This window comes from Mycobacterium sp. UM_11, from assembly GCF_001414075.1.
Taxonomy (GTDB): Bacteria; Actinomycetota; Actinomycetes; order Mycobacteriales; family Mycobacteriaceae; genus Mycobacterium.
Genome location: NZ_LATC01000011.1, coordinates 15,055 through 40,553, shown reverse-complemented (window position 1 = coordinate 40,553; position 25,499 = coordinate 15,055). Strand labels below are relative to the sequence as shown.

General features: G+C 69.3%; 26 protein-coding genes. 18 read left to right on the top strand and 8 right to left on the bottom strand.

The window, feature by feature from the left end; all coding sequences use genetic code 11:
- The first annotated feature begins 137 nt into the window (after positions 1 to 137).
- Positions 138 to 647, top strand: a complete 510-nt coding sequence (locus tag WU80_RS04850; protein ID WP_055399609.1) for a hypothetical protein — start codon at positions 138 to 140, stop codon at positions 645 to 647.
- Between the two features lie 72 nt (positions 648 to 719).
- On the top strand, positions 720 to 1,073 hold the full coding sequence (locus tag WU80_RS04845) for a VOC family protein (protein WP_055399611.1): 354 nt from the start codon (positions 720 to 722) through the stop codon (positions 1,071 to 1,073).
- 3 nt (positions 1,074 to 1,076) lie between these two features.
- Here the strand turns inward: WU80_RS04845 and WU80_RS04840 are convergent, their stop codons facing one another.
- On the bottom strand, positions 1,077 to 1,343 hold the full coding sequence (locus tag WU80_RS04840; RefSeq protein WP_055399613.1) for a YdeI/OmpD-associated family protein: 267 nt from the start codon (positions 1,341 to 1,343) through the stop codon (positions 1,077 to 1,079).
- A 37-nt stretch (positions 1,344 to 1,380) separates the two neighbouring features.
- Positions 1,381 to 2,271 (bottom strand): hypothetical protein, encoded by an 891-nt coding sequence (locus WU80_RS04835; RefSeq protein ID WP_055399615.1) that lies wholly within the window; start codon positions 2,269 to 2,271, stop codon positions 1,381 to 1,383.
- Positions 2,272 to 2,333: 62 nt separating this feature from the next.
- Here WU80_RS04835 and WU80_RS04830 point away from each other — a divergent pair, with 62 nt between their 5' ends.
- Entirely contained in the window at positions 2,334 to 3,053 is a 720-nt protein-coding gene (locus tag WU80_RS04830) for a CoA pyrophosphatase (RefSeq protein WP_055399617.1), read from the top strand.
- 27 nt (positions 3,054 to 3,080) lie between these two features.
- On the opposite strand, the gene WU80_RS04825 is transcribed toward WU80_RS04830, so the two are convergent.
- The gene (locus tag WU80_RS04825; RefSeq protein WP_055399619.1) at positions 3,081 to 3,650 is read right to left on the bottom strand and encodes a PadR family transcriptional regulator; all 570 of its coding nucleotides are present in this window, start codon (positions 3,648 to 3,650) and stop codon (positions 3,081 to 3,083) included.
- 115 nt (positions 3,651 to 3,765) lie between these two features.
- Here WU80_RS04825 and WU80_RS04820 point away from each other — a divergent pair, with 115 nt between their 5' ends.
- Complete coding sequence (locus tag WU80_RS04820; RefSeq protein WP_055399621.1) at positions 3,766 to 4,188, top strand: nuclear transport factor 2 family protein; 423 nt, start codon at positions 3,766 to 3,768, stop codon at positions 4,186 to 4,188.
- 8 nt (positions 4,189 to 4,196) lie between these two features.
- Entirely contained in the window at positions 4,197 to 5,234 is a 1,038-nt protein-coding gene (locus WU80_RS04815) for an LLM class F420-dependent oxidoreductase (protein ID WP_055399623.1), read from the top strand.
- A gap of 108 nt (positions 5,235 to 5,342) precedes the next feature.
- Here the strand turns inward: WU80_RS04815 and WU80_RS04810 are convergent, their stop codons facing one another.
- Positions 5,343 to 6,530, bottom strand: a complete 1,188-nt coding sequence (locus tag WU80_RS04810) for an MFS transporter (RefSeq protein WP_369808493.1) — start codon at positions 6,528 to 6,530, stop codon at positions 5,343 to 5,345.
- A 227-nt stretch (positions 6,531 to 6,757) separates the two neighbouring features.
- Between WU80_RS04810 and WU80_RS04805 the strand changes: the two genes are divergently transcribed.
- Complete coding sequence (locus WU80_RS04805; RefSeq protein WP_055399627.1) at positions 6,758 to 7,036, top strand: hypothetical protein; 279 nt, start codon at positions 6,758 to 6,760, stop codon at positions 7,034 to 7,036.
- Positions 7,037 to 7,127: 91 nt separating this feature from the next.
- On the opposite strand, the gene WU80_RS04800 is transcribed toward WU80_RS04805, so the two are convergent.
- The 4 genes from WU80_RS04800 to WU80_RS04785 are packed head-to-tail and all read right to left on the bottom strand — an operon-like array spanning position 7,128 to position 11,207.
- Positions 7,128 to 8,075: an FAD-binding oxidoreductase gene (locus tag WU80_RS04800; protein WP_055399629.1), complete on the bottom strand. Its 948-nt coding sequence runs from the start codon at positions 8,073 to 8,075 to the stop codon at positions 7,128 to 7,130.
- A gap of 21 nt (positions 8,076 to 8,096) precedes the next feature.
- Positions 8,097 to 9,314, bottom strand: coding sequence for a GNAT family N-acetyltransferase (locus WU80_RS04795; RefSeq protein WP_055399631.1), 1,218 nt, complete (start codon positions 9,312 to 9,314; stop codon positions 8,097 to 8,099).
- A gap of 51 nt (positions 9,315 to 9,365) precedes the next feature.
- Positions 9,366 to 10,577, bottom strand: coding sequence for an acyl-CoA dehydrogenase family protein (locus tag WU80_RS04790; RefSeq protein WP_055399633.1), 1,212 nt, complete (start codon positions 10,575 to 10,577; stop codon positions 9,366 to 9,368).
- Between the two features lie 27 nt (positions 10,578 to 10,604).
- Positions 10,605 to 11,207: a TetR/AcrR family transcriptional regulator gene (locus tag WU80_RS04785; protein ID WP_156349414.1), complete on the bottom strand. Its 603-nt coding sequence runs from the start codon at positions 11,205 to 11,207 to the stop codon at positions 10,605 to 10,607.
- 234 nt (positions 11,208 to 11,441) lie between these two features.
- Between WU80_RS04785 and WU80_RS04780 the strand changes: the two genes are divergently transcribed.
- The 12 genes from WU80_RS04780 (at position 11,442) to mycP (WU80_RS04725) (ending at position 25,495) form a co-directional block, all read left to right on the top strand.
- Positions 11,442 to 12,770, top strand: coding sequence for a HAMP domain-containing sensor histidine kinase (locus tag WU80_RS04780; RefSeq protein WP_055399675.1), 1,329 nt, complete (start codon positions 11,442 to 11,444; stop codon positions 12,768 to 12,770).
- Positions 12,771 to 13,100: 330 nt separating this feature from the next.
- On the top strand, positions 13,101 to 13,412 hold the full coding sequence (locus WU80_RS04775) for a PE domain-containing protein (RefSeq protein ID WP_055399676.1): 312 nt from the start codon (positions 13,101 to 13,103) through the stop codon (positions 13,410 to 13,412).
- A 15-nt stretch (positions 13,413 to 13,427) separates the two neighbouring features.
- Positions 13,428 to 14,615, top strand: a complete 1,188-nt coding sequence (locus WU80_RS04770) for a PPE family protein (protein WP_055399635.1) — start codon at positions 13,428 to 13,430, stop codon at positions 14,613 to 14,615.
- 105 nt (positions 14,616 to 14,720) lie between these two features.
- Complete coding sequence (locus WU80_RS04765; protein WP_007166893.1) at positions 14,721 to 15,035, top strand: WXG100 family type VII secretion target; 315 nt, start codon at positions 14,721 to 14,723, stop codon at positions 15,033 to 15,035.
- Between the two features lie 52 nt (positions 15,036 to 15,087).
- A complete protein-coding gene (locus WU80_RS04760; protein ID WP_007166892.1) occupies positions 15,088 to 15,375 on the top strand; it encodes a WXG100 family type VII secretion target in 288 nt (95 codons plus the stop codon).
- Between the two features lie 78 nt (positions 15,376 to 15,453).
- Complete coding sequence (locus WU80_RS04755) at positions 15,454 to 16,284, top strand: ESX secretion-associated protein EspG (RefSeq protein ID WP_055399637.1); 831 nt, start codon at positions 15,454 to 15,456, stop codon at positions 16,282 to 16,284.
- A 132-nt stretch (positions 16,285 to 16,416) separates the two neighbouring features.
- Positions 16,417 to 17,442 (top strand): MinD/ParA family protein, encoded by a 1,026-nt coding sequence (locus tag WU80_RS04750; protein ID WP_156349415.1) that lies wholly within the window; start codon positions 16,417 to 16,419, stop codon positions 17,440 to 17,442.
- Complete coding sequence (gene eccD / locus WU80_RS04745; RefSeq protein WP_082459709.1) at positions 17,439 to 18,968, top strand: type VII secretion integral membrane protein EccD; 1,530 nt, start codon at positions 17,439 to 17,441, stop codon at positions 18,966 to 18,968. Before WU80_RS04750 ends, eccD begins: the two co-directional genes overlap by 4 nt.
- Positions 18,953 to 20,614 carry a type VII secretion-associated serine protease mycosin gene (mycP, locus tag WU80_RS04740; RefSeq protein ID WP_055399643.1) on the top strand — a complete coding sequence of 554 codons (1,662 nt, stop codon included), beginning with the start codon at positions 18,953 to 18,955 and terminating at the stop codon, positions 20,612 to 20,614. The genes eccD and mycP (WU80_RS04740) overlap by 16 nt, the downstream gene beginning before the upstream one ends.
- Entirely contained in the window at positions 20,611 to 22,170 is a 1,560-nt protein-coding gene (eccE, locus tag WU80_RS04735) for a type VII secretion protein EccE (protein ID WP_055399645.1), read from the top strand. Before mycP (WU80_RS04740) ends, eccE begins: the two co-directional genes overlap by 4 nt.
- A 35-nt stretch (positions 22,171 to 22,205) precedes the next feature.
- Positions 22,206 to 24,044: a type VII secretion AAA-ATPase EccA gene (gene eccA, locus WU80_RS04730; protein ID WP_055405735.1), complete on the top strand. Its 1,839-nt coding sequence runs from the start codon at positions 22,206 to 22,208 to the stop codon at positions 24,042 to 24,044.
- 107 nt (positions 24,045 to 24,151) lie between these two features.
- Positions 24,152 to 25,495, top strand: coding sequence for a type VII secretion-associated serine protease mycosin (gene mycP / locus WU80_RS04725; protein WP_055405257.1), 1,344 nt, complete (start codon positions 24,152 to 24,154; stop codon positions 25,493 to 25,495).
- Positions 25,496 to 25,499 lie beyond the last annotated feature (4 nt).

The window sequence follows — 25,499 nt, the reverse complement described above, 5'->3', positions numbered from 1 at the left end:
CGCCGCCGCCCGCGCGGGCGGCCGTAACTGACCTGGGGCGGTTTATCAGCTTCGCCCCCGGGGTAAATCCACGAGCAACAACCTGACTCGGTGCGCGTCGGCATTCGTCGGCGCAAAACCGCAGGGGAGGACTGATCGTGGCTGCCAAACATCGGATGCCCGCGGCGCCGGAGCAAAGCCCGGCGGTACGCCGGACCGCGCGCCGCGGGTCGGGTGTCGCGGCGGTGTGCGAAGTCACCTCGGCGTCCATGCTGTGTGCGGCGGCGTGTGCGGCACTGCTGCTCAACGCGCCGCACGGCCAAAAGCGAACCATCGAGGCCAGCCAGGAGCCGCCGGCGGCCTCGCAGACGGTGCGCCAGGAGGGCACGGTGATCGCCGTGTCGCCGGGCTCGGTGACCGCGCGCAGCGCCAACGGGTACACCCAGACTTACCTGGTCACTCCCAACACCGCGCTCATCGGCCATGGCGGGGGCGAACCCGCCGGTGTCGCTTCGCATTTCACGGTCAACGACCACGTCGAGATCGTCGGGACAATTCAGGACGGCACCGCCCTGGCCACCGCGGTGGCCGACCGTGACGCCGGGCGTGGGGACGGGCCGCCCATGGATTACCTTGACGGACAGGTGATTCCGGCCGGCCGGACCTGACTCTCGACCGCTCGCCCACTCCTGGCCGCCCTCGCGGCATAGTCTGTATGCCATCCGGCCAAAGGAGGCACCGTGAGCGAGCACGAAGTGAAGATGATCATCCTGTCGACCGATGACCTCGAAGAGTCGATCCGGTTCTACGCCGAGACCCTGGGAATGGCGCTGAAATTCCGCGATGGAGCGCACTTCGCCGCCCTCGACGGCGGGCGCGTCACGCTCGCCCTCGCGACCCCGGTGGACCATCCCATCCCAGGGCAGGTCGTCGTCGGCATCAAGACCGCCGACGTCGACGCCGCGGCCAAGGCGGTGGAGGCCAGCGGCGGTGGCATCGTCAAGGGTCCGTACGACGACGCACACGAACGCCGCGCGGTGGTCTACGACAACAAGGGCAACGGCCTGGTGTTCTACAAGCCGCTGGGGCGCTGACAGTTATTTGCCGGTGCGCTCGCGGTGCTTGCAGCCCGGCCAGCAGCAAGGCCGGCGCTTGCCCTCTTCCAACTCCTCCTGCGTCCGGCGGATGCGACGCTGCCGGGTCGCCTCCTGCTTGGCGTCCTCCACCCAGCAGATGAACTCGTTACGGGCCAAGGGCGTGATGTCGTTCCACGCGGCCAGCGCCGTGGCATTGCCGATCAGCGACTCGCGCAGGTCCGCAGGCAGCTTGTGCACCACTCCGCCGGGTATCCGCTGGTTGCTCATGCGGCCAGACTAACGCGCCGGCGCGGGCACGCAGCGGTCAGGAAGCCAAATGCGCACTGTCGTCGTGCAATTCATCGCGGCGCAACCCCATCGGGGTGAGGCCGGGAACGTCGCCGCCCGCCACCACGGCGCGGGTGATCGGTGTGAGCGCACGAAACAGCGTTTCCACCTCCTCGTCGCTGAGCGCGTCGAGCGCCGACAGGGACAGCGCATCGGTGGACCGCTCGATGTGGTCTTTCAGTTCCCGGCCGGCGCTCGTCAGCGACCCGTCAGCATCGAGCAATCCCCGATCGGCCAGCCGTTGCTCGTGGTGCCGCCACGCCGCCTCGTCGTAATCGCGGGTGCGCGCGATGTACTCGCGCGGCACCCCGCCCGCCGCGGCGTGCAGCACGTTGGATTCCCGGCCCGAGATGCCGGCGGCGGCCAGCACCGCCACGTGACCGTCGCCGCGTTGCTCGCGCAACAGCGTCGTCGCGTGCCACAGCGCGGCCAGCGGATCGTCGGGCCACGGCAACGCCGAGTTCGCCGCAAACAGCGGACGCCCGTCCAGCGGCGCCAGCCTTGCCGCCTTCCCTGCCAATTCCGCTGCGATGCGGACGCTTTCGGCAGACTCCAGCCCGTAGCGGCGCAGCGCCGCGACGGCCGAGTCCTGCCGGGCGCGCAGCGCCGCGTCCGGGCCGGCGATGTGCCATGCCGCCGGCAGCGCCTTGGCCACCCGCTCCGGGGCGAAGTTGTAGAAGACGGCGGTGACGACCTCGCGCGGCACCATCCCCAGCGGCGCCGAGCGGGCGGCGAAATAGCCCATCCAGAATCCGCGGTAACCCAGGCCGTCCAGGGCCGCCCGCGCCTCCGGCGCGAAGTACGTCACCGCGTGCACCGGTTCGAAGCGGTCGAAGAAGCGCCGGGCCAGTAGGGGTTCCCTCTGCACGGTCGCAGTCAACCACACCGGGGTTCCGCGACGCGGGCGGCTTCGGCCTAGTCTGGAAACTCGTGACCATCCCGTACGACGAGGCGCTGCGTGAGCGGATCGGCGGCCATCTGGCGAGCCATCGCCGTCGCGAGGTCACCGACCCCGCGAAGCGCCACGCGGCGGTGGCGGTGGTGCTGGTGGACTCGACCCCGGGCGAGGACCGGGTGGATCCGGCGCCGGTGGACGAGTGGAACGGCGACCGCGGCATGCCGGCGCACGGCCTCGACGGCCGGATGGTCGGCGTGTCCGGTGGCGCGGCGTTCCTGTTGTGCCGCAGGGCGTCTCGCCTCAGTTCGCATGCGGCGCAGTGGGCGCTGCCCGGCGGTCGCCTCGACCCGGGCGAGACCGCCGTCGACGCGGCGCTGCGGGAATTACGTGAGGAGGTCGGCATCGCCCTGCCCGCCTCGACCGTGCTTGGGCTGCTGGACGATTACCCGACCCGGTCCGGGTACGTCATCACCCCGGTCGTGATCTGGGGCGGCGGCCGCCTCGATCCCCGCCCGGCGCCCGACGAGGTGGTGGCGGTGTACCGGGTGGGGCTGCATCAATTGCAGCGCGCCGATTCACCGCGGTTCATCACCATCCCCGAGAGCCCGCGCCCAGTGGTGCAAATCCCGTTGGGAAATGACCTGATTCACGCGCCCACCGGCGCCGTGCTGTTGCAACTGCGGTGGTTGTGCCTCGAAGGCCGCCCGGACCCGGTCGACGAGCTGGAGCAACCGGTCTTCGCCTGGAGATAGCGGTCGAGCGCCATGGTCGGCGTCGGCTCACTCGTCGGCCCGCGCGGACAGGCGGTGTTCCATGACGGCCAGCGCGCGGCTGGCCCAGCGAATGTTCTCTTCCTCGAACGCGATTCCGCGCAGCAGCGTCAGATAGGGACCGATGCGCTCGGCCTCGGCCAGGAATTCCTCCTCGTCACGACCGTCGAGCACCCGCGCCCGTAACCGTTCGTAGCGTTGCAGTTTGGCCGTCGCCCATTGCAGGCGCTCGTCGATGAATTCGCGCACGGCGCGGGTGTCCCCGACGTCGGCGGCCTGGACCTTCACCATGAGTTCGTCGCGGATCGCCGACGGCCTGGGCGCCTTGGCGGTGAACTCACCGATCGCGGCGCGCCCGGCGTCGGTCAGGGAGAAGAGGCGCTTGTTGGGCCGGCGCTCCTGGTGCACCAGCCGCGCCTGGATGAGCCCCTGCTCGGCGAGCCGGTCCAGTTCCCGGTACAGCTGCTGCGGGGTGGCCATCCAATAATTGGCGACCGAGGCGTCGAAGTCCTTGGCCAGGTCGTACCCGGACGATTCGCCCTCGAGCAGGGCGGCCAGTACCGCGTCACGCAGCGACATCCAAAAATGCTACAACGGCGCGATTATTCAACAAAGTGATTAATCGCACTATGGACATGTCGAGTCGCACCGCATAGCGTCAACGGCACTTCCCAACGAAATGTGAGGTGGGCGGATGCATCCCTTCCGCAAGGCGGTCGAAGAACGTGACGAGCGGGGCATGGCGGCGCTGCTGGCCGACGATGTCGTGTTCACCAGCCCGGTGGCCTTCAAGCCCTACGTGGGCAAGCCGATAACCGCGGCGATCCTGCGCGGCGTGTTGCGAATCTTCGAGGACTTCCGCTATATCCGTGAGATCCACGACGACGGCGGGCGCAACCACGCTTTCGTGTTCGAGACCGGGATCACCGGGGCGCCCGGCGTCAAGATCACCGGTTGCGACTTCCTGCACTTCGACGACGACGGGCTCATCGACGACTTCATGGTGATGGTGCGGCCGCTGTCGGGCGCCAAAGCGCTTTCGGAGGCGATGGGCGCGCAGTTCGACCGGATCCAGCGCGAGGCGCTCGAGCTGGCCGACGAGTCCACCACCGCGTAGGGGGGAAGATGCGAATCGGTTTGGGCATCAACTATGCGGGCGGATTCAAGGACGTGGCCGCCGAAGTGGCCGACCTCGAGCGCGCCGGGCTCGACATCGTCTTTGTCCCCGAGGCGTATTCGTTCGACGCGGTGAGCGCGCTGGGCTACCTGGCCGCCAGCACCGATCGGGTCGAACTGGCTTCCGGCATCCTGCAGCTCTACACCAGAACGCCCACGTTGACCGCGATGACCGCCGCCGGCCTGGACTACGTCTCCGACGGGCGGTTCACCCTGGGGCTGGGCGCATCTGGCCCGCAGGTCATCGAGGGCTTCCACGGCGTGCCCTACGACGCGCCGATCGCCCGGACCCGCGAGGTCATCGACATCTGCCGCCAGGTGTGGCGCCGCGAGACGGTCAAACACCAGGGCCGGTACTACACGATCCCGCTGCCGGCGGGGCAGGGCACCGGCCTGGGCAAACCGCTGAAGCTGATCAATCAGCCCGTCCGGGAACGCATTCCGATACTGATCGCGGCGCTGGGACCGAAAAATGTGGAGCTGGCGGCCGAGGTCGCCGAGGGGTGGCAGCCGATCTTCTATCTGCCCGAGAAGGCGCAGGAGGTGTGGGGAGAGGCGTTGGCCGCCGGCCGCGCCAAGCGGGATCCCGGCCTGGGTAAGCTGGACATCTTCGCCGGCCCGGTGCTGGCGATCGGCGAAAACGCGGAATCGCTAAGGGAATTCGTCAAGCCGCACTTGGCCCTCTACATCGGCGGGATGGGAGCCAAGGGCAAGAATTTCTATCACATGCTGGCCACCAAGTACGGCTACGGCCCGCAGGCCGACCGGATCCAAGAGCTCTACCTGGCGGGTGACAAGGAGGGCGCCGCCAAAGTGGTGCCCGACGATCTGGTGCGCGACGTGAACCTGATCGGGAGCCGCGCGTTCGTCAAGGATCGCCTTGCCGCCTTCCGGGAAGCCGGGGTTACCACCCTGAACGTCTCGCCCATCGCGTCCACGCCCGGCGAGCGGATCAAGCTGATCGAGACCCTACGCGAATTGGCGTAAGCCTCAACGCCTTACGCATCCGCCGGGGAGCGATGTAGCGCGCGGGAACACGCCACAGCGCGGCCAACGTGATCGAAAGCCATACGGCCAGAACGACGGTCGGCGGCGTCAGCCCTTTCGGTGGGCGTCGCGTCGAAGGCGCACCGCCCGAGTGGCGGCGGCCAACAACGCCAACGCCGCCATCACCGCGAGAATGGTCGTCGAAACCGCCGATCCGACCGTCGCCAAGATGAGCGGCAGGCCGAAACCGATGTAGGTCACCACGTAGAACGCGCCGACGAGCGCGCCGCGCAAGTGTTTCGGCGCCGCGGACTCCAGGTCGATCAAGCCCTCACGCAGACAGAGGCCGGACGCGCACCCGAGCACCAGGAACAGCAAAAGGCCCAACGGCAGCGACATGGTCGGCGGGGCCAGCGCCGTGACCGCGTAGCCCAGGGCGGCCAGCAGGGCGCCGACGGTGCCGGCCCGCGGCCCCCAGCGGCGCGCGCGGGCGAGCACTTGGATAAGCCCGCTGACCCCGTTGACGAGCAACGTGGCGGTGCCGATCGCCATCGGGGCGGCCAACCCCGTGTGGACGCGGCCGGGAATCGCGACGAAACCAAGGGTCGCCGACGCGAACACCCATGGCGCCAGCGGCATCGCCCAACTCAACGCCCGCGCGGCGCCCTGCCCCGGGTTCGTCGACGGCTGCTGCACCTGCGTGGTTGGCGGCGCGGTGGTGCGCGCGCCCCGAGCGGCAAGAACTGCGAAGGCCATCGCGGCCACGCCGATCACGGCCGCGATCACGAACGACAAGAGGATGCCGGCCGGGCCGGCCTTGACGATCAACCCCCCGGCGAACGGGCCGATCGCAAAACCACCCATCAACACCGCCCCGGCCATGGCGGCCCCGGCCGGACCCTTCAGATCGGAGGCCCAGGCGGTGCAGGAACTCATGGCCAGGCCGACGCCGAACCCGACGACCAGGCGTCCGACGAGCAAGACGTCGTACTGCTGAGAGCACAGCATCGCCACCGTGCCGGCCACGGCGGTCGCCGCACCCGCCAGCGCCACCGGCCGCCGCCCGAACGCGTCCGACGCGCGCCCGCCGACGAGCAGACCCGGCACCAATCCCACCGCGTAGACGCCGAAGATCGCATCAAGCGTGGCCGGGCTGAGGCGTTGCCGAACGCTGAGCAAGGGCATCAATGCGACGAAGTGGTTGGCGACCCACCCGACGGATAACAGCAGCACCAACACGGCCGCGAACACGCCGCGGTCGGAATCTTGGGTGCCAGCCTTGCCCAGTGTCGCCACCGACGGCCGCGGAGTTGACCCGTTGGCTAGGGACACTGGACGTTTCCTCCCCGTCTGGCTTGGCGCGACAAACCCTAAACGACGATGCGGACGAGGCAGTTATTCCCCATCGCGTGCGGTTTGCACGCGGCGCAAACGCGGGAACCGGCGGGCAAATCTCGTGCGGGGGTTTCAAATCGGTCGATTTGGTGTACTGATACCACTACTCGACTCCAGGGAGGCAAACCATGAAGCAAATCGCGGCCGCGGCGTTCGCGATGGCTGTGCTGCTGTCCAGCGCGTGTTCGGCCTCACAGGTCATCAACACCGGCGGCGACACCAAGTGCAAGGACTTCACGACGCAGGACGAGAAGAAGCAGAACGACGAGGTCAGCAAGATGCTGAAGGACAAGAACGGCACCGACCCGGCCAACGCCGAGATCTCGGCCACCCGGCTGTCGGCCTTGACGTACTGCCAGACGTTGGGCAAGCCGGACACCAAGATTTCCGAGGCGCCGCACGGCTGACCGGGGCCGCCGGCCCGCACCGAAGCGATTGCGCGCCAAGGATTTACTGATCGGCAAGATCAGCGCCGCATCGAGTGATCCTGCGCCGCAACTAGTTCAACGCCAACTCGGCCGGCGTCTCATCGCTGAGCACCGCGCGCGCGAGCAGCTCACCCAATAGCGGGCCGAACTTCATCAGGTTGGCGCCGACGAACGCGAGAACGCGACCGCGCCGCGCCACCGTCCAGCCGTCGCCGCCCGCGTCCAGCCACGGCGCTCGAACGGTCACGCAGTCCACCCGCTCCACCGGGGTAAGCGTGGGGAACAACGCGCGGACCGTCGCGGGATCCGGTGCCTGCTGCCCGAAGGCCCAGCGGCCCGTGCTACCGAGCGGCAGCCCGTAGCCCTCGGGCGCCGACAGGCACGCCGCGCCCGTCGCGTCGGCGCCCGCGTAGGTGAACCGGGTGTGCGGGGCGAACTCGACGCCGAGCGGGCCGAAGAGCGCGGGGGTTTGCACACCCGCGCAGATCAGCACGCGATCGCCCCGCAGCACGGTGCCGTCGGCGAGCGTGGTCGCGCCGTCGTCGGCGACCGACACGACCTCGTCGCGGCGCACCTCGACCCGCAGCGCCAACGCGGACAGCGCCCGGCGGATGCGCAGGCTGCCCCCGAGGGGGTCCAGCACGCCTGACTCCCAGGGCGGGGCGGCGAACGGAATGCGCGGGGCGATATCGGCCCGGTCCAGCCAGCGGAACGGCACCCCGGCCTCCGTCATCGCCGCCGCGGTCTCGTCGCAGGCGCCGGCGGCGATGAATCCCTCCGAACCCAGCAGCCGGCCCGCGGCGAGTTCGGTCTCCCAGCGCTGCCAGCCGGCGCGGCCCCGCAAGGCGAGGCGGCACAGCGCAGGGCGTCGGTGTGCGGTCCGGAAGATGCGGGCCAGCCCGGTGGATTGCTCGCCGAACGGGCGCCCGCGCTCCAGCACGATCGCGGGCTCCCCGCGCCGCGCCAGCTCGTAGGCGGCGGCCAGCCCACACACCCCCGCGCCGACGATGACGATCACGCGACCCGCATACCCGCGCGGCTAGAAGAAGAACCCGGCGTGGGGCGCCTGCGGCACCGCGAACAGGCGGTCGGCCGCGGCGATCGCGGCCGGGTCGTCGGCGCGGACCAGGCCCGCGACGGCGAGGTCGCGCCAGGTGGTGCCGCCGAGTAGGACCGCACCCAGCCCCTCGGCGTCGACCCGCAACTGCGCGGGTCGTTCGGTCGGCCCGGCGCCGTCCGGCGTGATCACGAAGCTGCACGAATTACCCTGCAGCTGAGGGTCGTTCACCGCGATGGTGACCGCGTCGCCGCCGACGTAGCTACGCGCCGCCAGCGCCCGCGGCGCGTCGACGACGCGCAGCCACGTCTCGTCGTGCACCGCGGTGACCCGCGCCGCCCGCCGATCGGCCAGCAGCCCGGGCAGCGGGTCGTCCAACGGCAGCATCCAAAAGACCACGCGGTCAATGAGATCGAGCCCGAGCAGGAACCGAAGCAGACCGAGGTAGGCCTCGGCGGTGGGGGCGAAGAAGTCCTCCACCGCGATGGTGCGCTGGTCGCTGACGAACCACCTGTCGGTGTCGACGGGTCGGTAGCGGGCGAACCCGGATTCGGATCCCGGCGCGCCGTGCACGGCGACATACGAAGGCTGCGGCGACATTTCGGTGCGTAGCCGCAGACTCTGCCACCACGCGTCGGGCCGGTCGATGGTGCCCGGGCGTGCCGGACGGTTCTGGGCGTAGATCCGGGGCAGCAGCTCCCAGGCTTCCGCCGGGTCGACCAACCGCACTGGGCCACCGGCCCCGACGTCGCGGCGCAGCGTCGCCCGCGCGGTGTGCACCTCCACCGTCTGCGACGAGCTGGCGACCCCATAGCCGTATCGGCCGTAGATCGTCGCCTCCGATGCCCGCAACGAGGCGACCACCTCACCGCGGGCGGCGATGTCGCTCAGCTGATGACGGATCAGCTCGGTGGCGATGCCGCGCCGGGTGAACGACGGCAGCACCCCGATGTGCGTGACGGCGGCGTGCCCCACCACCGCCCCGCCGGGCAGCGTCATGCGGCTCGTGACGGCGTCGGCGGTGCCCACCAGCTGGCCGCCCACGAACGCGCCGACGGTGCGGCCGGGTTCGAGCAGCTCGGTGATCCGGCCGGCCGGCAGCTCCGGCAGCGGCGGGAAGCCGATCATGGCGACCCGAAACACGTTGGCCGCGGCGAGCAGGTCCGCTTCGCTGTCGAGGACCCGGATCTCGGTGGTCATCCGGCCATCATGTCTGGTGCCCGCCGCGGCACGGGCCTCGGGATGCGGCCGCTACCGAATCTGCAAGCCGGTCAGCGCGCGCGAGATGACCAGGCGCTGGATCTCGCTGGTGCCCTCGAAGATGGTGAAGATCTTGGCGTCCCGGTGCATCCGCTCGACGGGATAGTCGCGGGTGTAGCCGTTGCCGCCGAGGATCTGGATCGCCTCGTCGGTGACGTAGACGGCCGTCTCGCTGGCCACCAGTTTGGCCATCGACCCCTCAGCGGCGTCGAACTGCTGGTTGTTGCGCGCCATCCAGCCGGCCCGCCACACCAACAAGCGGGCGGCGTCGATGCGGCTCTTCATGTCCGCCAACTTGAATGCCACCGCCTGGAATTCACCGATCTTGCGGCCGAATTGCTCACGCTGGCAGGCATAGTCGAGGGCGTACTCGTAGGCGGCCCGGGCCACGCCGACGGCCATGGCCCCGACCGTGGGACGGGTGCGCTCGAAGGTCTTCATCGCCGCCTGGCTGCGCGCGGAGGCACCCGACTTGACGCGGGCGATGCGCGCCTCGAACTTCTCCCGCCCACCGAGGATGTGGTCCTCGGGCAAGCGGACGTTGTCCAGCACCACCTCGGCGGTGTGGGAGGCCCGGATGCCGTGCTTCTTGAACTTCTGGCCCTGGGCCAGCCCGTTGACACCGGCCGGGACGACGAACGTCGCCTGCCCGCGGGTGCCGAGCTCGGGGTAGACCGACGCCACCACGATGTGCACGTTCGCGATACCGCCGTTGGTAGCCCACGTCTTGGTGCCGTTGAGCACCCACTCGCCGGTGGCCTCGTCGTAGCGCGCCCGGGTGCGGATCGCGCCGACGTCCGAGCCGGCGTCGGGCTCGGACGAGCAGAACGCACCCAGCTTCGGCTCATCGGCGGTGCCGAACATCTCGGGCAGCCAGCGACCCAGCTGTTCGGGAGTTCCGTTGCCCGCCAACGCCGCCGCGGCCAAGCCGGTGCCCATGATGGACAGCGCGATGCCCGCGTCACCCCAGAACATCTCCTCGAACGCGGTGAGCATGCCGAGGCCCGTCGGCTCGGCCGCCTGCTGGGCGAAGAAATCGGGGGAGTACAGGCCCACCTTCGCGGCCTCCTGGATCACCGGCCAGGGCGTCTCCTCCCGCTCGTCCCATTCCGAGGCTGCGGGGCGGATGACGTCGGCGGCGAACTTGTGCACCCAGTCGCGCACCTCGATCACGTCGTCGGTCAGTTGTAGGGAAAAAGTCACGGCTTCACTCCTGAATGGTTGTTGTGCTCAACGGGTTCCGTATTGCGAGAGGACGCTGACCGTCTGGTTGACCCACGCCTCGAAGTAGCGGTCTTCGTCGATGTTGCCCGGCAGCCGGCCCGTCAGCGCCTGCAGCGTCGCGGCGTAGGACAACGACCCGATCGCGACGGCCGCGGCCGCCTCGGGATCGGGGATGGCCGTGCGGCCCGAGCGGTTGGACGCCGCCAACTCGTCGGCGAAACGCTGATAGGCGTTGTCGGTGATCACCTGCCACGTTTTCTCGTCGAGGTCGCCGAGCTCGTCGGGTTCGCGCAGCATCACCTTGAGCAGATCTTCGCTTTCCTTGAAGTTGCTCCAGATCAATTGGCCGGCGGTGCGGACCGCCTGCTCGACGCTGCCCGGCTGCCCCGCGTCGTACTGCTCGCGCGCCGCCACGATGCTGTCGATCCGGTGCGCGACGGCGGCCTCGAGCAGCTCGCGCTTGGAGCCGAAGTGCTTGTACAGCGCTCCCGACCCGGGGGCCAGGCCGGAGGCCCGCTGGATGTCGGCGACCGACGTCGCCGCGTACCCCTTGGCGGCGAAGAGCTTCAGCGCCTCGGCCAGCAGCCGGTCGCGTCCTGAGGCGAGCATGGTGAGAGAGTACTCACTCACCGAGTTCGGAGGCAAATGTCGCAGGTCGCGGGGCGGCCGGGCACGAGCCGAACGATTGGCGCTACATTCTCTGCGAAACGCCACGACGCCTGAAGGCGGCGAACCGTTATCGGTGTGAGGGTTGTGATCAGCCGTCGACACCGTCGCCGGCCCGGCGCCGCGAGCGGCACGAAGGAGCGTGACATCCGCGTGTTACCGCACGTAAAGCTGCCGATGCGGGTGTTGTCGCTGCGCACCATCGTCGTCGTCGCGGCGCTGTCGGTGATCACCCTCGTCGTGCTCTTGGGCACCTGGGTGTGGGTCGGTGTCACCAACGATCAGTACAGCCAGCTGGACCGCCGGCTCGACTCGGTCAGCAGCCTGGGCGACATCAACACGTTGCTCAACAACGTGGAGCACGCCAGCCCCGACCAGCCCATGCCCGACGGCAACCTGGTCCGCACCGCGCGCATCGGCGACGTGACCGTCTCGGTGCCCAGCAACATCGTGCTGCCCAAGCTGCCGAACGGATACGCGAACACCACCATCAACGGGGTGCAATACCGCGTCCGCACCTTCTCCGCCGGCCCCGCGTCGATCGCGCTGGCCGCGCCGCTGGCCGAAGCCCAGCACCGCATCAACGAGCTGCATCTGCGGGTGCTGTTGATCTGCGCCAGCGTCATCGGCGGCACGGTGGTCGTCGGCTGGGTGATCTCGTTGATCATGGTGAACCCGTTCCTGCTGCTGGCGCAGCAGGCCCGCGCCATCAACGCCCAGTCCAGTCCCGACGAGGTTCAGGTGCGCGGGGTGCGCGAGGCCGTGGAGATCGCCGAGGCCGTCGAGGGCATGCTCGCGCGCATCGGCAACGAACAGCAGCGCACCAAAGCCGCGCTCGAGTCGGCCCGTGATTTCGCGGCCGTCGCCTCCCACGAGTTGCGCACCCCGTTGACGGCGATGCGCACCAACCTGGAGGTGCTCTCCACGCTGGACCTGCCGCGCGAGCAGCGGGACGAGGTCATCGGCGATGTCATCCGCACCCAGAGCCGCATCGAGGCGACGCTGACGGCGCTGGAGCGGCTGGCGCAGGGTGAGCTCACCACCGTCGACGATTTCGTCCCGTTCGACATCACTGAACTTCTCGACCGCGCGGCGCACGATGCGCTGCGGGTCTATCCGGATGTGGACGTGTCGCTGGTGCCGTCGCCCACGGTGCTGATGGTCGGGCTGCCCACCGGGTTGCGGCTGGTGATCGACAACGCCATCGCCAACGCGGTCAAGCACGGCAACGCGGGGAAGATTCTGCTCACCGTCAGCAGCTCCAGCGAGGGCGTCCAGATCGCGATCGACGACGACGGAACGGGCGTCCCGGAGTCGGAGCGCGCCTCGGTCTTCGAGCGCTTCGCCCGGGGGTCGACGGCATCGCGGTCGGGATCCGGCCTGGGCCTGGCGCTGGTCGCCCAGCAGGCCGAGCTGCACGGTGGCACGGCGGCGTTGCAGACCAGCCCGCTTGGGGGCACGCGGCTGCTGCTGAACCTGGCCGGCGATGGGCGCGGCCCCGCGTAGCCTCGGCCGCTATTGCGGCCGCGAAATTGCGGCGGTCGGCCGAATTCGCGCTAATACCGCCAACAATGGGCGGATTGCCGATTACTGCCACGCATTTGCATGACCGAGCCGAATCGACGGTTCGGGCCGGTGCCTACGTGGCCCCTGTGCCTGCAGTGACATACGAGATTGTTTGACGGATGACTGATAGCGGGAATACCGGCGGTCAGATCAACCGCGGAATTTTCGGCCTCCGGCCTCGGAGAAAGCGAGTGAATACACGAACGGTCGAACCGCACTAGACTGATGCGCCAAGCCCGTCTTATGACGTTGAGCAATCGGAGGGAAATCATGACTATGTCGATGCAGCCAGAGGCGGTTCTGGCATCGGCAGGCGCGGAGTCGGCCATCAGCGCCGAAACCGAGGCGGCGGCTTCGGCTGCGGCGCCGGCGTTGCTCGGTGCGCTACCGATGGGCAGTGACCCCGACTCGGCGATGTTCGCGGCGGCCCTGAACGCCTGTGGCGCCAGCTATCTGGGTGTGGTGTCCGAGCACGCCGCGCAGCGCGGCCTGTTCGCCGGGGCGCAGGGCCTGGCTTCGGCGACCGTCGTCTCGACGGAGGCCGCCCGCATGGCCGCGCTCGCGGCCGGCGGAATGCTCTAAAAGGGGGAAGTACGCATGGCCGATCCGGGGTGGGCCGCGCGTACGCCTGAGGAGAACGATCTGCTGCTGAAGGGCGGCGTCGGGGTGGGCACGCACCTCGCCAACCAGGCCGCCTGGATGGCTCTGGCAGCCACCCACCACGCCTCAGGTGTCGCGTCGGCGATCAACACTGCGACGACGTCCGCATCTTGGCTGGGCGCCGGGTCGGTGGCTTCGGTCGCAAACGTCACGATGCTCAACACCGCGCTGCACGGGCTGGCCGGCTGGGTCGACGTGAAGCCGCCCACCGTCGCCACCGCGGTGTCCGCGTATCAGATGGCGTACGGCTCCATGCGTCCCGCGCCCGAGTGCATCGCCAACCGTGACGAATGGGGCGTCGACAACTGCATCAACCCCCTCGTGCTCGGGGCGCTGACCCCGCGCATCGTCTCGCTCGACGTCCAGTACTTCGGGGTGATGTGGCCCAACAACTCCGCCGTCGGCGCGAGCTACGGTGCCATCCTCACGTCGCTGACCCAGAGCCTCGCGATCGCCCCGCCCGTCGCGACCATGGGCGCGTCGCCGGCGGCGCCGGCGCAGGCGGCCTCGGCCGTCGCCGAGTCGGCCGCCCAAGTCGGCGCCGGCGACGGCATGCGCTCCGCATTGCAGGGCGCGCAGCAGGGCACCTCGAGCGCCGGCCAGGCGGCGTCGGGCGGCCAGGACTTCATGAGCCAGGCCGGCTCGTTCATGGAGCCGTTGCAGTCGGTGATGCAAGCGCCGATGCAGATGATGCAGGCGCCCATGCAGATGATGCAGGCGCCGATGCAGATGATGCAGCCGCTGCAATCGATGATGGGCATGTTCGCCAACCCGGGCGCCATGGCCGGCGCGGCACCCGGGGTGTCGGCGGTCTCGGCGACGGAGATGTCGGCCGTCAGCGCGTCCGGGGGCGGCGGGGGCGCGGCGATGGGCGCCGGGGGCATGCCCGCGACCAGCTTCACCCGTCCGGTCAGCGCGTTCGAACCGGCCAGCAGCGGTCGGCCGGTGGGGTTGCGGCCCAGCGGGGCGTTGGGCGCCGAGGCCATGCGTCCGCAGACCACGACGGTCGGCGGCGGTACACCGATGGGCGGCATGCCGGTGGGGCATGGGGCGGGAGGAGAACGCGGATCTCGAGACAAATCCGAACAGCCCGCGACAGTGCGGGTTGTCGACGATCGGGTGTGAAGCCGGCCCGGCTGAGGGTGAATCGACAGGTATAAATAGCCGCCATACACTTCGCTCCATGCCCCAGGCATTACGGGGGGCGGCCAACCGGAGAAGGAGAATTCAGTGACAATCAAGGTGACACCGCAAATGCTTCGCGATACTTCCAACGCCATCCAGGCGAACATGGAACACGCGATTGGTATCGGCCAGGGGTACGTCGCAAATCAGGAAAACGTGATGAACCCGTCGACATGGTCCGGTGACGCGGTGGTCGCGTCGCACGCGACGGCCATCGAGGTCCAAAACGACCTCAACAAGGTCTTGAACGGCGGCACCCGGCTGGCCGAGGGCCTCAAGCAGGCCGCCGCCCTGATGGAGGGTCACGAGGCGGATTCTTCGCACGCTTTCAGCGCCCTATTCGGTCACGGCGGATCCTGAATCCCGCCCCGCACTCGTAAATCCATAAACGGCTTTTGAAAGGAACTTAATTATGTCCGACCCAATCACTTACAACCCGGGGGCCGTCGCCGACTTCGCCACCGATGTCGCTTCTCGCGCCGGCCAGTTGCAGGGCATTTTCGATGACACCTCGAACCGGACGAACGCGTTGCAGGAATTCTTCGCCGGCCATGGCGCGTCGGGCTTCTTCGAAGCGCAGGCGCAGATGTTGTCGGGGCTGCAGGGTCTCATCGACACGATCCGCCAGCACGGGCAGACCACGTCGCACGTGCTCGACGGCGCCCTCAGCACGGACCAGCACATCGCCGGCCTGTTCTGACTCCGAGGCAAAGGTGGGGCAGGCGCGCCGCGCGTCCATGCCCCACCTTTGGCGCCCTTGCCCGCTGAGGAAACCGACATGCTGACAACGACCGTCGACGGCTTGTGGGTGCTGCAGGCGGTCTGCGGGGTGGAGCAGACCTGTCCCGAGCTCGGACTGCGCCCGCTGATACCGCGGCTCGACACCCCCGAACGCGCGTTGCGCCACCCGGTGGCGGCCGAGTTGACGGCCGCGGGCGCGCTCGACGAGGCCGGCAACGCCGACCCGATGATTCGCGAGTGGCTCACCGTGCTGTTGCGGCGCGACTTGGGCCTCCTGATCAACATCTCGGTTCCCGGGCGCGAGGCCACCCGGGCGACCATCTGCCGATTCGCCTCATGGTGGGTGGTGCTGGAACGCCACGAAGACTTGGTGCGCCTCTATCCCGCCGGCACCGCGAGCAACGAAAACGGCGCCAGCGACCTGGTGGTGGGCCAGGTCGAGCGGCTGTGCGGGGTGGCGGAGGTGGCGCCGCTGAAACCGGTCACGCTCGATACCGAGCAGTTGCTCGCCTCGGTGCGCGACGCTGCCAGCCTGAAGGAGTTTCTGCTCGGCCAGAACCTCGACGTCGACCAGATGCAGATCGTCACGATGGCCGCCGATCCCGCCCGTTCGGCGCACGCGCACATCGTCGGCCTGCAGGCCGGCGTCGGGCCGGACGAGATGGCGCGGATCGCGGTCGGCGATTCGACCGTGTCCATCATCGACACCCCGGCCGGCCGGGTCTGCGTGGAGAACGTCATCTCGGGCCAGCGCCGCTACCAGATCCTTTCGCCGGGGTCGCGCAGCGACATCAGTGGCGCGGTGCAGCGGCTCATCCGGCGCCTGCCCGCCGGCGACGAGTGGTACTCGTATCGGCGGGTGGTCTGACCGGACGGGCCGACTTCTCAACTGACTCAAGATAAGTCAGTAAACCAATGCCGTGGAATGGCAACCCCTTACGCGCTTGAACGGTCTGTTGATCGGTAAACGCGGTATCGCCGAGCGTGTTAGCATCGCGAAGTGACGAGCCCTTGGAATGACCCGAATATGTCGGACGAAGGGGCGCTCAGACGGGGGGATCCGTCAGGGAGCCGCAACTTCCCCGATTCGGTATCGGACACCATGCGCATTACCGATCTGGCGGCGCCTCGAAAGATTCCTCCAGGCTCGGGTTGGCGGAAATTCATCTACGTCATCTCATTTAAGAAAATAAACCCCGGGGAATCGCCCAGCGAGCGGCACTACCGGGACCTGCAGAACCGCATCCGGCGGCACATCCGTAGGCAGTACGTCATCACGGTGGTCTCGGGTAAGGGTGGCGTCGGCGTCTCGACGATGGTCGCCTGCATCGGTGGTGTGTTCCGAGAGTGCCGCCCGCAGAACGTGATTGCGATCGACGCCGTCCCCGGTTTCGGCACGCTGGCCGACCGCATCGACGAGTCGCCGCCGGGCGACTACACCGCCATCATCAACGACACCGACGTCCAGGGGTATGCGGACATTCGTGAACACTTGGGGCAGAACCCGATCGGGCTGGACGTGCTCGCCGGAAACCGCACGTCCGACCAGCCCCGGCCGCTGGTGCCGGCCATGTTCTCCGGGGTCTTGTCGCGGTTGCGGCGCACGCACACCGTGATGATCGTCGACACCTCGCCCGACTTGGAACACGAGGTGATGAAGCCGGTCCTGGAAAGCACCGACACCCTCGTGTTCGTCTCCGGCATCACCGCCGACCGGTCCCGGCCGGTGCTGCGGGCGGTGGACTATCTGCGGTCGCAGGGTTACCACGAGCTGGTTTCGCGCAGCACCGTGATCATCAACCACACCGACGAGATCACCGACAAGGATGCGCTCGCTTACCTGACGGAACGGTTCAGCAAAGTCGGCGCAACCGTCGAAGAGATGCCGTTCGATCCGCACCTGGCCAAAGGCGGGCTCATCGACACGGTTCATGAATTGAAGAAAAAGACACGGTTGCGGCTTTTTGAAATTACCGCCGGGTTGGCCGACAAATACATTCCAGATGCCGAGCGGACGGCGCCGTGACATCAGCGCATAAGGTCGCTTTCCCGGCGCGCTGTGCGGTCAACATTTCCTACGAGAAGCATCTCTGCTCCCAAGTTTTCCCTGCCGGAATTCCCGTGGAGGGATTCTTCGAGGGAATGGTCGAGCTCTTCGACGCCGACCTGAAGCGCAAAGGGTTCGAAGGCATTACGTTGCCGGCGGGCAGCTACGAACTGCACAAGATCAACGGGGTGCGGCTCGACATCAACAAGAGCCTTGACGAGCTCGGCGTGCAGGACGGCGACACCCTGGTGCTGGTGCCCCGGGTCGACGGCGAGTCTTTCGAACCGCAGTACGAGTCGCTGTCGACCGGGCTGGCGGCCATGGGCAAGTGGCTCGGTCGCGACGGGGGCGACCGAATGTTCGCCCCGGTGACGCCGCTGACCGCCGCGCACACCGCGATCGCGATCATCGCGATGGCCGCGGCGGTGGTGGTGGCGCTGACGCTGCGCGCGCGGACGTTCACCGACGGCCCCGTCCCCGCCGCGGTGGCCGGCGCCGTCGGCGTCTTGCTGGTGGTCGCGGCCTCGGTGGTCTGGTGGGGTTGGCGCGAGCGCCGCGACCTGTTCAGCGGCTTCGGCTGGCTCGCGGTCGTGCTGCTGGCCGTCGCGGGCGGCTGCGCGCCGCCCGGCGCGCTGGGGGCGGCCCATGGGTTGATCGGCCTGGTGATCGTGATCCTGGGGGCCATCGCGATCGGGGTGATGACGCGCAAGCGGTGGCAGACCGCGGTCGTCACCGCGGTGGTGACGGTGTGCGGGATCCTCGCCGCGGTCGCCCTCGTCCGGATGTTCCGGCCGGCCTCGGCGCAGGTGCTCGCCATCTGCGTGCTGGTCGGATTGCTGATCCTGGTGCGGATGACGCCGCTGATCGCGCTCTGGGTGGCTCGGGTGCGGCCGCCGCACTTCGGGTCGATCACCGGCCGCGACCTGTTCGCGCGCCGCGAAGGCATGCCCGTGGACACCGTCTCCCCGGTCAGCGAGGACGAATCCGAGGACGAGGACAACGAATTGACCGACATCACCGCGCGCGGCGCGGCGATCGCCGCCTCCGCGCGGTTGGTCAACGCGGTGCAGGTCGGTGTGTGCGTCGGGGTGTCGCTCGTCCTGCCCGCCGCGGTGTGGGGGGTGCTGACGCCCGGGCGCCCGTGGGCCTGGCTGGCGCTGGTGGTCGCCGGGCTGGTGGTGGGCATCTTCATCACGCAGGGCCGCGGATTCGCCGCCAAGTACCAGGCCGTGGCGCTCGCCTGCGGGGCGGCGGCCGCGGTATGCGCCGGAGTGCTCAAATACGCGCTCGCAGAGCCGAAAGACGTTACAAGCGGGCTGCTTTGGCCCGCGGCGGCGGTGGCGGCCTTCGCCGCTTGCGGACTGGCCGCGGCGCTGTTGGTGCCGACGGTGCGGTTCAGGCCCTTCATCCGGTTGACGGTGGAATGGGTGGAAGTGCTGGCGTTCATCGTCCTGCTGCCCGCCGCGGCGGCCCTGGGAGGGCTGTTCACGTGGATTCGCCACTGAAAAGGGCCGCGGCGGTGGCCGGCGCCGTCACCCTCGTCGCGCTGTCCGCGAATGTCCCTGCCGCGCAGGCGATCACGCCGCCCCAGGTGGATCCCGGAATGGTGCCACCGGACGGGCCGCCCCGATCGGATCAACCGATGCGGCGCGCCAACAGCTGTTCGACGCCGATTACGGTGCGCAACCCCGACGTGGCGCAACTGGCGCCGGGCTTCAACCTGCTCAACATCACCAAGGCGTGGCAGTACAGCACCGGCACCGGTGTTCCGGTGGCGGTCATCGACACCGGCGTCTCGCCCAACCCCCGACTGCCGGCCGTGCCCGGGGGTGACTACATCATGGGCGAGGACGGCCTGTCCGATTGCGATGCGCACGGCACGATCGTGGGCTCGATCATCGCCGCCGCGCCGCAAGGCGTCCTGCCGATGCCGCGCCCGATGCCGTCGACGCCGGCCTTCCCGCCGCCCGCCGGACCACCGCCGGCCAACGGGGCGCCGCCGCCCCCGGTCGAGGTGCCGCCACCGGTGGCGCCACCGCCGCCACCCCCGCCGGTGACGATCACCCAGGTGATCCCGCCACCGCCACCGCCGCCGCCCCCGCCGCCCGAGGGTGGGGGCGCCACCGCGGCCTCCAACGGGCCGGCCGATCCGCAGACCGAGGACGAACCCGCGGTGCCCCCGCTCCCGCCGGGTGCGCCCGACGGGGTGGTCGGGGTGGCCCCGCACGCGACGATCATCTCAATCCGCCAGTCCTCCCGGGCTTTTGAGCCGGTCAATCCGCCACCCGGCGACCCCAACTCCGACGAGAAGGTCAAAGCCGGCACGCTCAATACGGTGGCGCGGGCGGTGGTCCACGCGGCCAACATGGGGGCGAAGGTGATCAACATTTCGGTCACCGCCTGCCTGCCGGCCGCGGCCCCGGCCGACCAGCGGGCGCTCGGCGCGGCGCTGTGGTACGCCGCCACCGTGAAGGACGCGGTGGTGGTGGCCGCGGCCGGGAACGACGGGGAAGCCGGCTGCAACAACAACCCGATGTACGACCCGCTGGATCCGTCGGATCCGCGGGACTGGCATCAGGTGAAGGTGGTCTCGTCGCCGTCGTGGTTCTCCGATTACGTGCTGTCGGTCGGTGCGGTCGACGCGACCGGCGCCGCGCTCGACAAGAGCATGTCGGGCCCGTGGGTGAGCGTCGCGGCGCCCGGCACTCACATCATGGGTCTGTCGCCGCAGGGCGGCGGGCCGGTCAACGCCTACCCGCCGTCGAGGCCGGGCGAGAAGAACATGCCGTTCTGGGGCACCAGCTTCTCGGCCGCGTACGTCAGCGGCGTGGCGGCGTTGGTCCGGGCGAAGTTTCCCGACCTGAGCGCGCACCAGGTGATCAACCGGATCGTCCAGTCGGCGCACAATCCGCCGGCGGGCGTGGACAACAAGGTCGGCTACGGGCTGGTGGATCCCGTTGCGGCACTGACGTTCAACATCCCGCCGGGTGACCGGCTGCCGCCCGGCGCGCAAACCCGCGTGATCCGGCCCGCCCCGCCGCCCCCTCCGGCCGATCACCGGGCGCGCAACGTCGCCATCGGGTTCATCGGCGCGGTGGCCGCCGGTGTGCTGGTGGCCGCGGTCGCCGCGCGGCTGAGGCGGGCGCGGTGAGGACCAAGCTGACCGGGTTCAGCCCGGGTAGCAATCGGCGGGTCCTGGGGGTCTGGGTGATCTTCCTGCTCGGGGTGGCGAGCTGGGCGGCCGGCGGCTACATCGGCGCGGCGATCGCCGTCGTGGTCGGCATCGCGCTGGTGTTCGTCCGCTGGTGGGGTCAGCCGGCGTGGTCATGGCTGGTGCTGTGGCGGCACGGCCGGCGCCCGATCCGCTGGGATGCGCCAATCACGGTGGCCAACAACCGATCCGGCGGTGGGGTTCGGGTGCAGGACGGTGTCGCGGTGGTGGCGGTGCAGCTGCTCGGCAGGGCGCACCGGGCCACCACGGTGACCGGTTCGGTGACCGTCGAGACGGACAACGTCATCGACGTGGTGGAACTGGTGCCGATGATGCAACAGGCGTTGGGGCTGCAGCTCGACTCGATCAGCGTCGTCTCGCTCGGCTCTCGGCACGGCACCATCGGGGACTATCCGCGGGTGTATGACTCGGAGATCGGCACGCCGCCGTATGCGGGCCGGCGCGAAACGTGGCTGATCATGCGGCTGTCGATCATCGACAACACGCAAGCGCTGCGCTGGCGCACAACCGTTGGCTCCGCGGCGATTTCGATCGCACAGCGCATCGCGGGACTGCTGCGTTGCCAGGGGTTGCGGGCGAAGGTGGCCACCGCCACCGACCTGGGCGAGCTCGATCGGCGGCTGGGGTGCGACGCCATCGAGGGGGACACGCAGAGGTGGAAGGCCATCCGCGGTGAGGCGGGCTGGATGACGACCTACGCGTATCCCCCGGAGGCGATCACGTCGCGCGTGCTGTCCCAGGCCTGGACGCTGCGCGCCGACGAGGTCATCCAGAACCTGACCCTGTATCCGGACGCTACCTGCACCGCCACCATCACCGTGCGCACACCGACGCCGGCTCCCACCGCGCCCAGCGTGATCTTGCGCCGGCTCAACGGGGAACAGGCCGCCGCCGCCGCGGCCAACATGTCCGGGCCGCGACCCTACCTGCGCGCCCTGCGACCCAGCCGCCTGCCCGAGCACCTGGTCACCGAGATCGGCCCGTCGGGCGTGCTGATCGGCAAGCTGAGCAACGGGGACCGGCTGCTGATCCCGGTCACCGATGCCGGTGAGCTGTCGCGGGTCTTCGTGGCCGCCGACGACCCGATCGCCAAGCGCATCGTGATCCGCACCGCCGGCGCCGGCGAGCGCGTCTGCGTGCACACCCGAGACACCACGCGATGGGCCACCGTGCGGATGCCGGAGATCAGCGTCGTCAGCACGCCCCGGCCCGCGCCGCGCACCACGGTCAGCGTCGTGGAGCACGTCGGCCCGATCTCGCCGACCCCGCGACCCGTTACCGTGATCACCGTCGCCCCGTCGGGCACGAGGCTGCCCGACGGGCAGCGGCACAACTTCGAGGTGATCATCGAGCAGATCGGCCCCGCCACGGTGCGGGTCAGCGCGGCCGGCAAGGACTGGCTCGTCGAGATGGACATGTTCCGCGCCGAGAACCGCTATGTCAGCCTCGATCCGGTCACCATGTCGGTTTTCTAGTACGTCAGCGAGTTTGAGTTTGAAGAGCGCACACAATGGGTGATTTACAAACTGCCCGTAGGCATTTCGATCGGGCCATGGCGATCAAGAGCCGGCAGGGCCGGGCGGCGGCACTGCCGGAGTTCGTCGCGGCCACCGATGCCGACTCGTCGATGGCCGACGCGTGGCTGGGCCGCATCGCCTGCGGTGACAACGACCTGGCATCGCTGAAGAAGCTGTATGCCGCCAGCGAATGGTTGCACCGCGAGACCACCCGCATCGGGCAGACGCTCGCCGCCGAGATCCAACTGGGCCCCTACATCGGGATCACCGTGACCGATGCCTCGCAAGTCGGGCTGGCGTTGGCGTCGGCACTCACCATCGCCGGGGAGTACCCCGAGGCGGACCGGCTGCTGGCCAACCGCGACCTATTGGATTCCTGGGCCAACTATCAGTGGCACCAGCTGGCCCGCGCATTCCTGATGTACACCACGCAGCGTTGGCCGGATGTGTTGCTGGCCGCCGCGGAGGAGCTGCCGCCACAGGCCATCATCATGTCGGCGGTGACGGCTTCGATCTGCGCGCTGGCGGCCCACGCGGCAGCGCACCTCGGGCAGGGCCGGGTGGCGCTGGATTGGCTGGACCGCGTCGACGTGATCGGGCAGACCAACGCGTCGGGCCGCTTCGATGCGGACGTGCTGACCGCTTCGATCGGGCCGGCCGATATCCCGCTGCTGGTCGCCGATTTGGCGTACGTCCGCGGCATGGTGCACCGCCAGCTGCGCGAGGAGGACAAGGCCCAGGTCTGGTTGTCGAAGGCGACCATCAACGGGGTCCTCACCGAGGCGGCCAAGGAGGCGTTGGCCGACCCGAACCTGCACCTGGTGGTGACCGACGAGGAGACGATCGCCAGCCGCACCGACCGCTGGGACGTGTCGACGGCCAAGAGCCGAGACGAGCTCGACGACGACGCCACCGCCGAGCGGCGGGCCGAGCTGCTCGCCGAGGGCCGCGCCCTGCTGGCCAAGCAGGTCGGTCTGGCGGCGGTCAAGCAGGCGGTGTCGGCGCTCGAGGACCAGCTCGAAGTGCGCATGATGCGCCTCGAGCACGGCCTGCCGGTGGAGGGGCAGACCAACCACATGTTGCTGGTCGGACCGCCCGGAACCGGCAAGACGACCACCGCCGAGGCGCTGGGCAAGATCTACGCCGGAATGGGCATCGTGCGCCACCCCGAAATTCGCGAGGTTCGCCGCTCGGACTTCTGCGGGCACTACATCGGTGAGTCGGGCCCCAAGACCAACGAGTTGATCGAAAAGTCGCTGGGCCGAATCATTTTCATGGACGAGTTCTACTCGCTGATCGAGCGGCACCAGGACGGGACACCCGACATGATCGGCATGGAGGCCGTCAACCAGTTGCTGGTGGCGCTGGAAGCGCACCGCTTCGACTTCTGTTTCATCGGCGCGGGTTACGAGGACCAGGTGGACGAATTCCTCACCGTGAACCCGGGTTTGGCCGGGCGGTTCAACCGCAAGCTGCGGTTCGAATCGTATTCGCCCGCGGAGATCGTCGAGATCGGGCACCGCTACGCCGCGCCCCGCGCCAGCAAGCTCGACGACGCGGCGCGGGCCACGTTCCTGGACGCGGCCACCACGATCCGTAACTACACGACTCCGGGCGGGCGCAACGGCATCGATGCCATGCAGAACGGCCGGTTCGCCCGCAACGTCATTGAGCGTGCGGAGGGTTTCCGGGATACCCGCGTGGTCGGGCAGAAGCGCGCGGGCCAGCCGGTGACGGTCGAGGATCTGCAGATCATCACCGCCCCCGACATCGAGGCCGCGGTGCGCAGCGTGTGTTCGGACAACCGCGATATGGCCGCCATCGTCTGGTGATCGCCTCCTAAAAAGCGTTCGGGACGCGGCCCGGAAAGCTTAGGATGCTCGCAGGCCCGCGGCGAGCCAGTGCGGCCGCCGCGGCGAAGCGATTGGAGTGTCCGGAGGTGCACCGTATCTTCCCGATCACGGTGGCGCTCATGTTCGTATTGCTCACCGCGCCGCCCGCCGCCGCGGTCGCCCCACCCTCGATAGACCCGGCCGCGGTGCCGCCGGACACGACCGGACCCGACCAGCCCCTGGAACAGCGCCGCGTCTGCCGTGCGCCATTGACGTTGCCGGGCACCAACTTTCACGATGCCCCGTGGGCCAACGCCTACCTGGGCGTCGGGCAGGCGCAGCGATTCGCGACCGGCGCCGGGGTCACGGTGGCGGTGATCGACACCGGCGTGGACGCCTCACCCCGGGTCCCGGCGGAGCCGGGCGGCGATTTCGTCGTCCCCGACGGCAACGGCCTCTCCGACTGCGACGCCCACGGCACGCTCACCGCGTCCATCATCGCCGGCCGGCCCTCGCTCACCGACGGGTTCGTCGGTGTCGCGCCCGACGCGCGGCTGATCTCGGTGCGCCAGACGTCGGAGGCCTTCGAGGCCAAGGACAACCAGAACAACCAGAACGACCCGAACGCCTCACCGGCGGCCGGGTCCGTCCGCAGCCTCGCCCGCGCCGTGGTGCACGCGGCCAACATGGGTGCCGGCGTGATCAACATCAGCGAGGCGGCCTGCTTCAAGGTGCGCAAACCGGTGGACGAGTCGTCCCTGGGCGCCGCGCTCAACTACGCGGTCAATGTCAAGGGCGCCGTCGTCATCGTCGCGGCCGGCAACACCGGCGGCGATTGCTCGCAGAACCCCCCGCCCGACGCGTCCCGGCCGAACGATCCCCGCGGCTGGGAGCAGGTGCAGACCATCGTCACGCCGGCGTGGTACGCGCCGCTGGTGCTGGCCGTCGGCGGCGTCGGCCAGAACGGGGCGCCGAGCCCGTTCTCGATGAATGGACCCTGGGTGGGCGCGGCGGCACCCGCGGAGGACATCGTCGCGCTCGGCGGCAACGGCGAGCCGGTGGATGCGTTGCCAGGCAAGGACGGTCCCGTCCCCATCGCCGGAACCTCGTTCGCCGCGGCGTACGTCTCCGGCGTGGCGGCCCTGCTCCGGCAGAAGTTTCCCGACCTGCCTCCGGCTCAGATCATCAATCGGATCACGGCCACCGCGCGACACCCCGGCGGCGGCGTCGACGACGCGGTGGGCGCGGGCGTCGTCGATGCCGTCGCGGCGCTGACGTGGGACCTCCCGGCGGGACCCGGGAACGCCCCGTCGGTGCAGCGGATCGCGCCCCCGGTGCCGGTGCCGCCGCCCGATCACGGCCCCATCACGGCCGTGGCGCTGGGAATCATCGGGCTGACCCTGGCGCTGGGATTGGCCGCGCTGGCCGGCCGAGCGCTGCGGCGGCGGTGACGAC